Genomic DNA, 13,602 nt, shown 5'->3' with positions numbered 1-13,602 from the left:
ATTGGTTGCGGGGGACGGATTTGAACCGCCGACCTTCAGGTTATGAGCCTGACGAGCTACCAGACTGCTCCACCCCGCGGTATATTTAAATTCTATTTTTAAGCTTATTAAGCTTCTTAACCCTCTTTATATTTTCTTGCAGAATTCTTTTTTTTTCTCAGACGGTTTTTCATAAACACTTTTTAGCTTAACAACTTTAAAAAAGCCATCACGTTGCAACTTTCTTTTAAGGACTCTTAGGGCTTGTTCAATGTTGTTATCTTTGACTTCTATCTTCATAAGTTTTTTTTAAGAATGACTAATTATCACTATAAAATTTTGATGTCTATTAAATTTATTCAATATTTGAAACTTCTCGTCTTTGTTTGGCTTTCTCTTTTTCTTTTTTTTCTCTTTTTACTCTTCTTTCAGCTTTTTCGATTGCTTCAATTAGATCTTTCTGTGAAAAAAGCCCTAATGCAACAGGATCTTTAGGATTTAAGTTGTTATAATTCCAATAACTTTTATTTTTAATTGCAGTCACTGAAGCTTTAGTTATTCCAACTAGTTTTGCCACTTGTGATTCTTTTAATAATGAATGTTGTTTAATCAACCATAAAGCAGAATCAGGTTTATCTTGTCTTCTAGATAAAGGAATATATTTTTTAATTTTTTTATCTTCAGTTGAAATTTGAATATCAGTATTTTTTATCTGAAGATCCTTGTCTTCATTTTTTGATGCAAGCTCAATTTCTTCCCTAGTAAGCTGACCAGATATGATGGGATTATAAGCCATTATTCCTTTCGCAACTTCACCATCAGCAATACCTTGCACCTCAACTTCATGTAGGTTACAAAATTTTGCAATCTGTTTAAATGTAAGTGTTGTGTTTTCGACTAGCCAAACAGCAGTTGCCATTGGCATTAATGGTACGTTAGACATTTAATCCTTTTTTTCTGATCTGAAGTTTTGAAATTTTTTATTGAATTTACTAACACGACCTTTATCCATTAGTTTTTGCTTTCCACCTGTCCAAGCAGCATGAGACTTTGGGTCAATTTCTAATTTTAAAACCTCACCTTCTTTCCCCCAAGTTGATCTTGTTTCAAATTGAGTTCCATCAGTCATTTCTACTTTAATTGTGTGGTAGTTTGGATGTATGTCTTTTTTCATATCGTGACTTATAGCAAAAGAATTTTATAAAACAATTAAAAGTTCTTTAATTTTTCAAGCATTTTTTCATTAATTGCCATGCTAGAGGCTCTTATTTGGATATTCTTATTTTGAGAAAGGTCTATTTCATTAATCATGCCACCAGCTTCTTTTAAAATTATTATACCTGCTGCTATATCCCATAAATTAAGATCATTTTGAAAGTAACCATCATATCTTCCTGCTGCAACATAGGCAATATCAAGGGCTGCACTTCCAGATTTCCTTAAAGGTAGGTCAACTTCATCTTTAGATGAACCTCCTGTAGCAAACAAGCAGCTATTAAGCTCTCTCTTTTTTGAAACCCTGATTCTTTGGTTATTAAAAAAAGCACCACTTTCTTTTTCGGCATAAAACATTTCATCTTTTATTGGATCATAAATTAACCCTGAAACTATTTCATCGCCAGATTTTAGCCCAATAGATATTGCGAAGTGTGGAACTCCATGTAAAAAGTTTGTAGTGCCATCTATAGGATCTATTATCCAAGTATTATTCTTATCTTTATTTGACTCAGAACCATCTTCCTCGCTGATAATAGAGTAGTAAGGTCTTGCTTTTTTTAATTCTTCTATAATTATTTTTTCAGCTTTGAGATCAGCGTTTGACACAAAGTCGGTAGGTCCTTTAATTGATACTTGAAGTTTTTCTATTTCTCCAAAATCTCTAATTAAAGCTCTAGAAGCTTTTTCCGCAGCCTTTATCATGATATTAAGATTGGCTGATATTGATTGCATGTGATTTATATTTTTTTAATATATTCCATAGTTCTAGTATCAACTATGATTTTATCTCCACCTTCAATAAAGGGAGGTACTTGAATATTTATTCCATTGTCTAGAGTCGCAGGTTTATAAGATGAAGAAACTGTTTGTCCTTTAAGAGCAGCATCTGTTGTATCAATTGTGCATGTGACCTGATTAGGTAATTCTACTGCTAAAGGACTTTCATTATAAAAACTTATGTTCACCTCTAAATTTTCAGTTAACAATTTTCCTTTTTCTCCAACAACTTCTTTCTTAATATTAATTTGTTCATAAGATTTAGGATTCATAAAGTGGTAGTCAGATTCATCATCGTAAAGATAATTAAATTTAGTTTCATCTACAGAAGCTTTCTCTACAGACTCACTTGACCTAAATCTTTCATTTAATTTTGTATTTTTGTTTAAACTTTTCATTTCAACTTGAGCAAAAGCACCACCCTTACCAGGCTTTACATATTGAGTTTTTAAAACTTGCCAAAGATCATTTTTGTATTCAATTAACATTCCAACTCTAATTTCACTTGCGTATAATTTCATTTTAATTTTTTAATAGCTTCTAATGGTTTGTATTTTTTATTATTCCAAATGTAGCCTGAAATAGCTAAAAAGTTAGCTTTATTCAATAAGAGTTTTTTATAATTATTAAGCTTTATGCCACCAATTGCTACTATTGGAAGGGATGTTATTTTTTTAACAGTCTTTAATATTGTTAAACTGGCTTTATATTTAACTATCTTAGTTTTAGATGAATAAAATGCTCCAAAAGCTAAATAATTAGCACCATCTTTAATAGCGCTCTTCGCTAATTTAATTGAATTATGACAAGTAATACCGATAATTTTATTTCCTATTATCTTTCTTGCTCTAGGGATATTCATATCTTTTTGACCTAGGTGACAGCCATCAGCATTAAGTTTCTTGGCTAGTTTTGGATCGTCATTTACTAGAAATTTAACTTTGTATTTTTTACAAATATTTTTTATTCTTCTTCCAATTAATAATTTATTTATGTTTGTTTCTTTTTTTAATCTTAACTGAAAAAAATTTACTTTTTGGGTTTTTAATACTGAATCTAAATTTGAAAAAAAATTATTATTTTTAATTTTATCAGGTGAAATCAAATAAACAAATTTCTTATTTGTCTTATTTGTCTTCAAGTTCTCTAGTCCATTTTCCTTGAGCTGCAAGCGTACACATATTAGCTCTGTGGTTAAAGACCTCTTGTGTGCCCTTAATATCTTTAATATCTTTTGCCCAAAACTTAAGTGCGCTTTGTTGTAAAGCTCTTCCATATGAATAGGTCATAATAAAATTTGTATCGTTATACTTATTAATTAAGTTCAAATTTTCAGTTGCTTGTACTTCTGTTTGACCACCGGATAAAAATGCTACCCCAGGCACATCTGTTGGCACATTTTCTTTAAGACATTTTAAGGTGAGTTTAGCAACCTCATCATTTGATATTTTTTTGTCAGATTTATTCCCTGGTAGAATCATATTTGGTTTTAAAATTATTCCAGTCAAATCAATATTATGAAGTGCTAATTCCTCAAAACATTTTTTAATTACTTCTGAGGTTTTTTCAAAACAATCTTCTGCTGAATGACTTCCATCCATTAAAATTTCTGGTTCTACTATTGGAACCATTCCACACTCTTGAACAAGTGCAGAGTATCTTGCAAGAGCATGAGCATTGGAAAAAATTGATAATTTACTAGGGTATTTATCTGAAATACTATAAACCCCCCTCCATTTTGTAAATCTAGCTCCAAATTTGTAGTATTCTTTTAATCTTTCTCTTAAGCCATCTAAACCTTCTGTAATTTTTTCTTCCGGTGAACCTGCTAAAATCTTTGCACCAATGTCTACTTTTATTCCGAGAACGGCACCAGAAGAAGAAATTAGTTCTGGTATAGTTTTATTTGAACTTGAAGTTTGTTTAATTGTCTCATCATACAAAATTACCCCACCAATATAATTCTTCATTCCATCAGAAGAGAAAAGTGTTTCTCTAAATAAAAGCCTATTTTCTGAAGATGATGGAACATTTATAGCCTCAAGTCTCTTAGTCATGGTGCCGGTGCTTTCATCAGCCGCAAGGATACCCTTACTATTTGATAAAATTTTTAAAGCAATTTTATTTAATTCAGACATATTAATTTAAAGCTTTTATACCAGGAAGTTCTTTTCCTTCAAGGTATTCTAAAAAGGCTCCACCAGCAGTTGAAACAAAATCAAAGTTATTAACTGCGTCCACACTATTCAATAAAGCAACTGTGTCTCCACCACCTGCTACTGAATAAATATTATTAGCTATACTTTTTTCAATAATTTTTTTCATAATTTCTAAACTTCCTTTAGCAAAACTCGGATTTTCAAAGTAACCAGCAGGACCATTCCACAAAATAGTATTACTTTCTTCAATTATATTATTAATATTTTTTATTGATTTAGGGCCAATATCTAAAATTAACTCATCTTCAGAAACATCATTTAATTCTTTTACTTCTGGCGATCCATTCAAGTTTTTTCCTACAGTGACATCCTCAGGATAAACTATTTTACAGTTTTCTTTCTTTGAAAGTAAAAATATTTCTTCAATTATTTTATCACAATTATCTTCTTGAATAGATTTGCCAATATTATAGCCTTTGTATTTTAGTACATTATTAGCCATTCCTCCAACAATTATAATATTATCAAATTTAGGAATCAGGTTTTTAATAATATTAATCTTAGTTGATATTTTAGAACCACCAATAATACAAGTTATAGGTTTTTTAATCTCAGAAGTAATTTTAGTTAAAGCATCAATTTCCAAATTTAATTGAAGGCCTGCATATGAAGGAAGAAATTTTGTAATTTCAAAAATTGAAGCATGAGCCCTATGTGAACAAGAGAAAGCGTCATTAACATATATGTCAGCTAGACTTGCCAAATGTTTTGCAAATTCATCATCATTTTTTTCTTCTTCGTCATAAAATCTAAGATTTTCTAGCATTATAATTCTTACACCTTGATTATTGAACAAATCAGCAGAATCTATTTCTTTAAGATTTTTGGTAATTAATTTTATATTCTCATTTAATTTATTTTTTAAATCTTCACATACAGGTTTAAGAGAAAGACTGTCTATGATTTTACCTTTGGGCCGCCCTATGTGAGATAATATTATGATTTTAGCCTTATTTTTTAATAAAAAACTAATAGTTGGAATGATTTTATCTATTCTTGTTGAGTCAGTAATTTTCCCCTTATCTAATGGAACATTTAGGTCCAGTCTTAGCAGTATTTTTTTTTCACTAAGATTTAGTTCGTCTTTTATACTTCTCATTAAGAAATTTTATGAAGGTATTCGGCAATATCGCACATTCTATTTGAGAAGCCCCACTCATTATCATACCACGCCGAAATTTTGCCCATTTTATCACCAACTACATTTGTTAAAGAAGCATCTATAATTGCTGAAGCTGAATTGTGGTTAAAGTCAATTGACACTAGTTTTTCTGAAGTAATTTCTAAAACTCTTTTAGATTGTTTTTTAGAAGCAATAGTAAAAGCATCATTAATTTTTTCTTTTGTTATTTCTTTTTTTGTACAAAAAACAAGTTCTATTAATGAAACATTAGGTGTAGGAATTCTCATGGCAACACCTTCAAGCTTTCCCTTTAACGAGGGAATAATTACACCAATTGCTTTTGAAGCCCCTGTAGATGTTGGAATAATTGACTGACTAGCAGATCTTGCTCTTCTCGGATCCTTATGTGAATTATCTAAAATTCTTTGGTCACTAGTAAAAGCATGAATAGTAGTCATGAATCCTTTTTCAATTTTAAAACTTTCATTTAAAACATTTGCAACTGGTGCTAGACAATTAGTTGTACACGAAGCTGCTGAGACTATCTGATCCCCCTTTGTGAGTATATTTTCATTTACGCCATAGACAATTGTTTTGTCTGCATTTTTACATGGTGCTGAAACAATAACTTTTTTTGCTCCATTTTTAATATGTGATAATAATTTTTCTTTAGAGTTAAATTTTCCAGTACACTCAAAAACATAATCAACATCAAATTTTTTCCAATTTATATCTTCAATATTAGATTCCTGAGAAAATGTAATTTTATTTTTATTTATAATTAGATGATGTTCATCAAAATTTAAATCTGCATTAAATTTACCATGAATAGAATCGTATTTTATTAAGGCACAACTTATCTCAGAATTAGATCGGTTATTAATGTGTTTAATTTCTATATTCTTATTTTGACTTTCGATAATTGCCCGTATTACCATTCTGCCAATTCTTCCCATTCCATTAATTCCAACTTTTACTGTCATATTTAACTTTTTATTAGATTTTTAGTTTTTTTGGAAATATTTTCAGCTGTTAATCCAAAGTATTTATAAACTTCTTTATATGGTGCACTTTTACCAAATGCATCAATTCCAAAAGATAAACCTTCTGTTCCAACATATTTTTTCCAGCAATCTGTCGATGCTGCTTCAATAGACACTTTAAACTTCGTTTCACCAAGAATTTTTTGTTTATACGATTTCGATTGTGAATCAAAAAGGTCTTGGCACGGTATCGATATAACTTTAGCATATATTTTTTCTTTGGCTAATTTATGGCTAGTCTCAATTGCTAAATTAACCTCAGAACCACTAGCAAGTATTGTTAAATTAATTTTTTTATTAGTTCTTAAAACTTCGTAGGCTCCAAAAGAGCACTTATTTATGTTTGAATATTTTTTTCTAATGGGGTCAAGGCTTTGTCTGGTTAGAGATAATACACTTGGTGTTCCTGAATTTTTTAATGCTACTTCCCAACATTCAATAGTTTCGATTCTATCTGCAGGTCTAAATACATTCAAGTTAGGTATAGATCTTAATCCAGATAGTTGTTCGATTGGTTGGTGTGTTGGCCCATCTTCGCCCAAACCAATTGAATCATGTGTCATTACATAAATAACACGCAGCCCCATTAATGCTGACAAACGAATTGAAGGTTTGCAGTAATCTGAAAATATTAAAAAAGTACCACCATAAGGAATAAATTTACTATGAAGAGCAAGACCATTCATTATTCCAGACATTGCATGTTCTCTTACCCCGTAGTGAATATAATCACCATTAAAGTCAGCAGGTTTAATGATATTATGATATTTTGTTTTAGTATTATTTGAACCAGCTAAATCAGCCGATCCACCAATTAAAGTATTGTTTTCTTTAGTGAGAGCATTCAGAGTTAATTCAGATGACTTTCGTGAAGCTAAACTTTTATTTTCTTTGATAGAATCATATTTTTCTGATTTTAAGGCTTTAGAAAAGTTATTTTTTAACACTCTATCTATGGCTTGTTTTTTCTTCTTATAAATTTTGTTCCAATTAGACTCAAGTTTAATGCCTTTGTTACCAATTTTTTTCCATTCGTTCAAAATATTTTTTGGAATTTCAAAAGGCTTATGTTTCCAATCTAGAACTTGTCGAACTAGCTTGATTTCATCTATACCAATAGGACTTCCGTGTGAAGAAGCCTTACCTGATTTATTAGGCGATCCATAACCAATTTTAGTTTTACAAGAAATAACAGTAGGTTTTTTTGCAGTCTGCACTTTTTTTAATGCTTTAAAAATTTCTTTTTCATTGTGACCATTAATTAGAATATAATCCCAACCATAACTTTCAAATCTTTTTTTGAAATTATCTGAAACCGCTAAGTTAGTTGGCCCATCTATAGATATTGAGTTGTTATCAAAAAGCATTACTAGGTTTTTTAATTTTAAATGGCCAGCCAAACTCATTGCCTCATGACTGATACCTTCCATTAAACACCCATCACCAACTAAAACATAAGTTTTGTGGTTTATTATTTTTACACCTAGCTTTTCTTTCAAAATTTCTTCTGCAATAGCAAATCCAACCGAGTTAGCAATCCCTTGCCCAAGTGGACCAGTTGTAGTTTCAATTCCAGTACCAGGGTGATATTCAGGATGTCCTGCACAAATAGATTTTAGTTGTCTAAAATTTTTGATGTCTTTTAAAGAGATACTTTTATAGCCAGTTAAATGTAGTAAAGAATAAAGAAGCATAGACCCATGTCCTGCTGATAAAACAAATCTATCTCTATTAAGCCAATTAGGGTTTTTTGGATTAAATTTTAGAAAGTTTTTAAACAATACTGTTGCTACATCAGCCATCCCCATAGGCATGCCAGGATGCCCAGAATTTGCCTTTTGAACAGCATCTATTGACAAAAACCTTATTGCGTTTGATAAATCTTTATGTAGTTTGTTCAAAATTATCCTATCTAGACTTCAAATACTCAATTTAATATTATAAATATATATATATGAAAACAGACAGTGAAAAAGAAAAAAAACTTTTTTTTGCTCTTAATAAGCTCAAAGGTTTAAACTTACAAAATCCAACACTAAAAATTAATTTAGAAAATTTGAATATTCAGAAAAATCAATTAGAAATTGAAAAAAAAGAAATTGAAGAAAAATATCAGAATCTAATCAATGAGCACAAGGCACTAAATCAAAGGTTAGAAGATATAAACGCACAACAATTGGATGAGAAAAAAAGGAGACTGAATTTTCAGAAAAAATTGATGAATTAAATCAAGAAACAGATACTTTATTGGAAGAAATAGATAAATGGCAAATGTAAATATTAAGTTTAATGGTAAAGATTTTTTACTGTCTTGTGACGACGGTCAAGAAGAACATTTAGAAGAGCTACTTACCCATATCAATGAAAAATTTAGCAATCTAAAAAATGACCTTGGAAATATAGGTGAGAATAAACTTCTATTAATTACTTCTGTTAAGATAATGGATGAATATTTTGAAACTAAAAAAAAAATTGAGCTAAAAAAAAATGAATTAAAAAATCTGTCAGATAGGTTTAGAGAATTAAAATCTTTAGTTTATGAATATAAAGATAATAAAGAAGAAGAAATGAAACAATTATCCCAAGATTATGAAGATTTTAAAAAAGAAATTGAAAAAAATAAACAAGATTATGAAAAAATAATTGAAGAAGCTGCCAATGAAATTGAAAATTTTGTTGAAAAAGCAAATTTAGAAAACCCAGTTCAATAATTTTGTGTCAAAAACGAAATTAAGAACAAAAATTCTTAAAATTAGAGAAACATGTAATAAAAAAAATAGTAAAATTAATTTTAGGGATATTATAAATTTAATTAAAAAGATAAAAAAAAAAATATAGGTGGATACTTTCCAGTAAATTTTGAAGTTGATGATCTTGAGTTATTGAGAAGGCTTGAAAAAAATCATTATAAGATTTCATTGCCAATAATAAAAAAAAACTTTCAAATGGACTTTTATAACTGGAAATTTTCTGATCCTTTAAAAATTAATAATTATGGAATACCAGAACCAGAAATTAAAAAGTTAGTTTACCCAGATATCTTATTGATTCCTTTGTTAGCTTTTGATAAAAATTTAAATAGACTAGGGTATGGTGGAGGATATTATGATCGTTTTATTGCAAGACTGTCAAATAAAAAAAAAATTATAAAGATAGGTTTGGCTTTTTCTGTTCAAGAAATAAAAAAAATTCCTATCAATAAATATGATCAAAAATTAGATTACATTGTAACAAGTGAATATATTATAGAATGAAAATACTTTTTTTAGGTGATGTAGTTGGTATTTCTGGACGTTCAGTAGTTTTGAATAATTTACTTTCAAAAGTAAAGGAAGAAAAAATTGATTTTGTTGTTATTAATGGTGAGAATGCTGCAGACTCTGGAGTGGGACTTACAGAAGAGATTTGTAAAGATTTTTTTAATTGTGGAGTTGATGTAATTACAACAGGAAATCATGTATGGGATCAAAAGGAAACAATGTCCCATATTGAAAGAGAAAATAGACTTTTAAGACCTAAAAATTTATTTGAACCCTCACCTGGAAAAGGATTTGGAATATTTATAGCTAAAAATGGTATGAAGGTGGGAGTCCTAAATTTGATGGGAAATGTTTTTATGAAAAAATGTGAAGATGTTTTTGAAGAAGCCGAAAAATTTATAAAAAAAAATAAATTAAAAAAAGATTATGATTTTTTGGTAGTTGATTTTCATGGAGAAATAACAAGTGAAAAAACAGCTATGGGACATTTTTTTGATGGTAAGGCCACGCTAGTAGTTGGTACCCATACGCATATACCAACAAATGATACAAGAGTGCTAATAGGAGGTACAGCTTATCAAACTGATGCGGGAATGTGTGGAGATTATAATTCTGTAATTGGTATGAATAAGGAAAACTCAATAAATAGATTTTTAAAAAAAAAATCTACCAAACACTTCCCAGCTATAGGAGAAGCTACTTTGTGTGGTGTCATTGTTGATTGTGATATAGAAACAGGATTAGCAAAAAATATACAAAATTTTATATATGGAGGAGAATTAAAGAATTCTCATTAATTATTATGTCAGGTCACTCAAAATGGGCAAGTATAAAACATTCGAAAGGTAAGGCTGACAAGCAAAGATCTAAAATTTTTTCTAAACTATCAAAAGAAATTAGTGTGGCAGCAAAATTAGGTGATAAAGATCCAGATATGAATCCAAGACTTAGATCTGCAATTCAAGCTGCAAAGTCAGCTAATATGCCAAAAGATAATATTGAAAGAGCTATTGCCAAATCATCTACTAATTCGGAAACTAATTATGAGAATTTAAGATATGAAGGATTTGGCCCAGACAAGATAGCTGTAATCGTAGAGGCATTAACAGATAATAAAAATAGAACTGCCTCTAATGTAAGAACTATATTTGTAAAAAGTGGTGGAAATTTGGGAACTCAAGGTTCTGCATCACATAATTTTAGTCAACTAGGTATTATTAAGATTAATAAAAAAGAAATATCAGATGAACAAATTTTTGAATTAGCTATCGAGTCGGGGGCTGAGGAGTGTATTTCATATGAAGATTTTCATGAAATACAATGCCCAATGAATGAAATTTATAATGTAAAAAAAAACCTTGAAAAAATAATTACAAATTTTATTTCAACAGAAATTGAATGGATACCTCTAAACAGTGTTGATGTTAGCAAGGATAAAGAGGAATCTGCAATTGAATTCTTAGAAACCTTAGAAGATGATGATGATGTTCAGAATGTTTATTCAAATATAAATTTTAAAAATAATTAATGCTTATAATTGGAATTGACCCAGGTATAACAGGCTCTATTTGTTTTTTTCAAGATGGAAAAATAATTGATGTAGTAGAAATGCCAAATATGCTAGAAGGAAAAAAAAATAAAAAACAAGTTAATGGTGCTCAAGTTTTTCATGAAATCTTTTTAAGAACTAAAGCTATAACAAAAGAAAATATTAAAGTTGTGATAGAACAGGTTTCAGCCATGCCTGGCCAAGGAGTTACCAGTATGTTTAATTTCGGTCAATCATTTGGAATTTTAAAAGGAATATGTTCTGCAATGCAATTGCCCATGTATTTTGTTAGACCCACAAAGTGGAAAAAATATTTTAATCTTATTAATTCAGAGAAAGATGCCAGCAGAACTAAAGCAATTGAGGTATTTCCGTACTTTTCTTCAGAGTTATCAAGAAAAAAGGATTCAAACAAAGCAGATGCAATCTTAATAGCTAGTTTTTATTACGAAACTTATAAATTAGATGAATAAATTAAGTCTTATATAGTCAAATTCATGACACATTTAAGTGTGAAATCATAGTCATGGAAGCAGATATCACATCACAAGCAGTAGGATTAGCATCAAATACTGATTTCTCATTATGGAGTCTGTTTTTAAGAGCAGATTTTATTGTAAAATCAGTAATACTTATGCTTATCGCTTGCTCAATCTATTCATGGGCAATTATTTTTGAGAAATTTAGATTATTTAAAAAAATAAACATAGAATCAGAAGAGTTTGAGGAAAAATTTTGGAAATCAAAATCAGCTGAAACTTTTTATAATAATTTGCCAATAAATTTAGAAAATCCTATGGGCTTATTATTTAAAGATTCTATGCAAACTTTATTAAAAGCTAAAAACAAAACTAACCTTAATGAGAGAATGACAAGCGTGTTAGAGGTTAATATTGAAAAACAAATATCAAAAATTGATAAAGGTTTTACATTTTTAGCAACCGTTGGCTCTACAGCTCCATTTATTGGTTTGTTTGGAACAGTTTGGGGAATAATGAATTCGTTTCAGTCAATTGCAATTTCAAGAAACACAAGTTTAGCAATTGTTGCACCAGGTATAGCAGAGGCTTTATTTGCAACTGCGCTAGGATTATTGGCTGCAATTCCTGCAGTTGTTGCTTACAATAAATTTAATAATGATTCAAAAAAATATTCACAAAAATTAGAAAACTTTTCTAAAAGATTTTTATCAATAATATAAAATGGCTTTTAAACTAAACCGCTCATCCAAAGAACCTATGAGCGAAATAAATGTTACTCCTTTTGTAGATGTAATGTTGGTTTTATTAATTATATTCATGGTAACAGCACCACTATTAACAGTAGGAGTTCAGGTTGATTTACCAGAAAGTTCTGCAGATACATTACCAGAAGAATTAGAACCATTAACTTTATCAATAAATTCTAAAGGTGAGATATTTATTCAAGAATCTAAAGTTGAATATGATAAAATTACTGCAAAAATTTTAGCTGTATCTAAAAATAGAACAGATACAAGGATCTATGTTAGGGGAGATAAATCAATAAACTATGGTAGAGTTTTAGAAATAATGGGAATGCTATCAGGCTCTGGTTTTACTAAAGTAGCATTAATTTCCGAACCATACAAAGAGAGGTAATAAAAGTGAATAGAAATATTTTTATTTCTTTTGGGCTTCATATATTTTTTGTATTAATTACAGCTATGAGCCTACCTTTTCTTTCTAAAAAACCAATTGACTTACCACCAATTGTTTCAGTTGAGCTTATTCAGATTACTGATAAAACCAATATTCCATTTGCACCTAAAGCAAAAAAAATAATTGAAAAAGTTAAAGAAAAAGAAAAAAAAATTGTTTCAGAGCAAGCTCCACCAAAAGCAGTCAAAAAAGAAAAACAGGATGCAATCCCATTACCAGATGAAAAAATAGACAAAGTTAAAGAAATAAAGGAGGAAAAACAAAATCCTGAAAAAGTAGAAACTGAAGTTAAGCAAGTTTCAGAATTTGAAAAAAAAGATTTATTTGATCCAAGTAATATTGCGGCTTTAATTGATAAATCACAAGTTGAAAGTGCAGAGACAAACAAAAAAACTGATAAAATAACCCAAGATCAAGATAAAAGTATAGATTTTGGAGGTTTGTCACTAAGTGAAGAGGACGCCTTAAAAGCTCAGATTTTTGGATGCTGGAGTATTCCTTTAGGCTTACCATATAATGAAAATTTATTAGTTAGAATTAAGTTACAATTAAAACCAGATGGATCTATTATAGGTTCTGAGATTCTTGATCACGTTAGAATGAATAAGCCAGGACAAGGATTTTATAAAGTTTTAGCTGAAAGTGCTTTAAGAGCAGTAAAACTCTGTCAACCTCTTAGAGTACCTAGTACTGGCTATGAAAAATGGAAAGAGTTACAATTAAATTTTGATGCAAGAGAAATGCTGGAAGGATAA

Annotated in this window: 18 protein-coding genes, 1 tRNA gene and 1 pseudogene; 9 read left to right on the top strand and 11 right to left on the bottom strand. The window is 29.5% G+C overall.

Features of this window, described 5'->3' with window-relative positions:
* Positions 1 to 2: 2 nt before the first annotated feature.
* The 11 genes and pseudogenes from ABXT63_RS05595 to tkt all read right to left on the bottom strand — a co-directional run bounded on the left by ABXT63_RS05595 (position 3) and on the right by tkt (position 8,260).
* Positions 3 to 79, bottom strand: a tRNA-Met gene (locus tag ABXT63_RS05595).
* A 6-nt stretch (positions 80 to 85) separates the two neighbouring features.
* Positions 86 to 279: pseudogene (gene rpsU, locus ABXT63_RS05590) on the bottom strand (30S ribosomal protein S21).
* Between the two features lie 55 nt (positions 280 to 334).
* Positions 335 to 922, bottom strand: coding sequence for a cell cycle transcriptional regulator TrcR (locus tag ABXT63_RS05585; protein ID WP_415320593.1), 588 nt, complete (start codon positions 920 to 922; stop codon positions 335 to 337).
* On the bottom strand, positions 923 to 1,153 hold the full coding sequence (gene rpmE / locus ABXT63_RS05580) for a 50S ribosomal protein L31 (RefSeq protein WP_271512504.1): 231 nt from the start codon (positions 1,151 to 1,153) through the stop codon (positions 923 to 925).
* Between the two features lie 35 nt (positions 1,154 to 1,188).
* Entirely contained in the window at positions 1,189 to 1,929 is a 741-nt protein-coding gene (locus ABXT63_RS05575) for an inositol monophosphatase family protein (protein ID WP_415320592.1), read from the bottom strand.
* 5 nt (positions 1,930 to 1,934) lie between these two features.
* Positions 1,935 to 2,495 carry an elongation factor P gene (efp, locus tag ABXT63_RS05570; protein ID WP_415320591.1) on the bottom strand — a complete coding sequence of 187 codons (561 nt, stop codon included), beginning with the start codon at positions 2,493 to 2,495 and terminating at the stop codon, positions 1,935 to 1,937.
* Positions 2,492 to 3,115, bottom strand: coding sequence for a thiamine phosphate synthase (gene thiE, locus ABXT63_RS05565; protein ID WP_415320590.1), 624 nt, complete (start codon positions 3,113 to 3,115; stop codon positions 2,492 to 2,494). The genes efp and thiE overlap by 4 nt, the downstream gene beginning before the upstream one ends.
* A complete protein-coding gene (locus ABXT63_RS05560) occupies positions 3,102 to 4,112 on the bottom strand; it encodes a class I fructose-bisphosphate aldolase (protein WP_415320589.1) in 1,011 nt (336 codons plus the stop codon). The genes thiE and ABXT63_RS05560 overlap by 14 nt, the downstream gene beginning before the upstream one ends.
* Before the next feature lies 1 nt (position 4,113).
* Entirely contained in the window at positions 4,114 to 5,292 is a 1,179-nt protein-coding gene (locus ABXT63_RS05555; RefSeq protein ID WP_415320588.1) for a phosphoglycerate kinase, read from the bottom strand.
* Positions 5,292 to 6,299 carry a type I glyceraldehyde-3-phosphate dehydrogenase gene (gene gap, locus ABXT63_RS05550; protein WP_415320587.1) on the bottom strand — a complete coding sequence of 336 codons (1,008 nt, stop codon included), beginning with the start codon at positions 6,297 to 6,299 and terminating at the stop codon, positions 5,292 to 5,294. The genes ABXT63_RS05555 and gap overlap by 1 nt, the downstream gene beginning before the upstream one ends.
* A 2-nt stretch (positions 6,300 to 6,301) precedes the next feature.
* Positions 6,302 to 8,260 carry a transketolase gene (tkt, locus tag ABXT63_RS05545; RefSeq protein WP_415320586.1) on the bottom strand — a complete coding sequence of 653 codons (1,959 nt, stop codon included), beginning with the start codon at positions 8,258 to 8,260 and terminating at the stop codon, positions 6,302 to 6,304.
* Between the two features lie 53 nt (positions 8,261 to 8,313).
* Between tkt and ABXT63_RS05540 the strand changes: the two genes are divergently transcribed.
* The 9 genes from ABXT63_RS05540 to ABXT63_RS05500 all read left to right on the top strand — a co-directional run bounded on the left by ABXT63_RS05540 (position 8,314) and on the right by ABXT63_RS05500 (position 13,602).
* Entirely contained in the window at positions 8,314 to 8,586 is a 273-nt protein-coding gene (locus ABXT63_RS05540) for a 5-formyltetrahydrofolate cyclo-ligase (RefSeq protein WP_415320585.1), read from the top strand.
* Positions 8,587 to 8,623: 37 nt separating this feature from the next.
* A complete protein-coding gene (locus tag ABXT63_RS05535) occupies positions 8,624 to 9,070 on the top strand; it encodes a cell division protein ZapA (protein ID WP_415320584.1) in 447 nt (148 codons plus the stop codon).
* Between the two features lie 171 nt (positions 9,071 to 9,241).
* Positions 9,242 to 9,613, top strand: a complete 372-nt coding sequence (locus tag ABXT63_RS05530) for a 5-formyltetrahydrofolate cyclo-ligase (protein WP_415320583.1) — start codon at positions 9,242 to 9,244, stop codon at positions 9,611 to 9,613.
* A complete protein-coding gene (locus ABXT63_RS05525) occupies positions 9,610 to 10,416 on the top strand; it encodes a TIGR00282 family metallophosphoesterase (protein WP_415320582.1) in 807 nt (268 codons plus the stop codon). The genes ABXT63_RS05530 and ABXT63_RS05525 overlap by 4 nt, the downstream gene beginning before the upstream one ends.
* Before the next feature lie 5 nt (positions 10,417 to 10,421).
* Positions 10,422 to 11,147: a YebC/PmpR family DNA-binding transcriptional regulator gene (locus ABXT63_RS05520; RefSeq protein ID WP_415320581.1), complete on the top strand. Its 726-nt coding sequence runs from the start codon at positions 10,422 to 10,424 to the stop codon at positions 11,145 to 11,147.
* Positions 11,147 to 11,641, top strand: coding sequence for a crossover junction endodeoxyribonuclease (locus tag ABXT63_RS05515; protein WP_415320580.1), 495 nt, complete (start codon positions 11,147 to 11,149; stop codon positions 11,639 to 11,641). The genes ABXT63_RS05520 and ABXT63_RS05515 overlap by 1 nt, the downstream gene beginning before the upstream one ends.
* Before the next feature lie 53 nt (positions 11,642 to 11,694).
* On the top strand, positions 11,695 to 12,369 hold the full coding sequence (gene tolQ, locus ABXT63_RS05510) for a protein TolQ (RefSeq protein ID WP_415320579.1): 675 nt from the start codon (positions 11,695 to 11,697) through the stop codon (positions 12,367 to 12,369).
* A gap of 1 nt (position 12,370) precedes the next feature.
* Positions 12,371 to 12,787 (top strand): protein TolR, encoded by a 417-nt coding sequence (tolR, locus tag ABXT63_RS05505; protein ID WP_415320578.1) that lies wholly within the window; start codon positions 12,371 to 12,373, stop codon positions 12,785 to 12,787.
* Between the two features lie 5 nt (positions 12,788 to 12,792).
* The gene (locus ABXT63_RS05500; RefSeq protein WP_415320577.1) at positions 12,793 to 13,602 is read left to right on the top strand and encodes a cell envelope biogenesis protein TolA; all 810 of its coding nucleotides are present in this window, start codon (positions 12,793 to 12,795) and stop codon (positions 13,600 to 13,602) included.

The organism is Candidatus Pelagibacter sp. Uisw_092 (genome assembly GCF_047729545.1).
In the GTDB taxonomy this organism is placed as follows: Bacteria; Pseudomonadota; Alphaproteobacteria; order Pelagibacterales; family Pelagibacteraceae; genus Pelagibacter.
The sequence above is the reverse complement of the archived record's forward strand: the minus strand, read 5'-3'. Positions and strand labels throughout refer to the sequence as shown.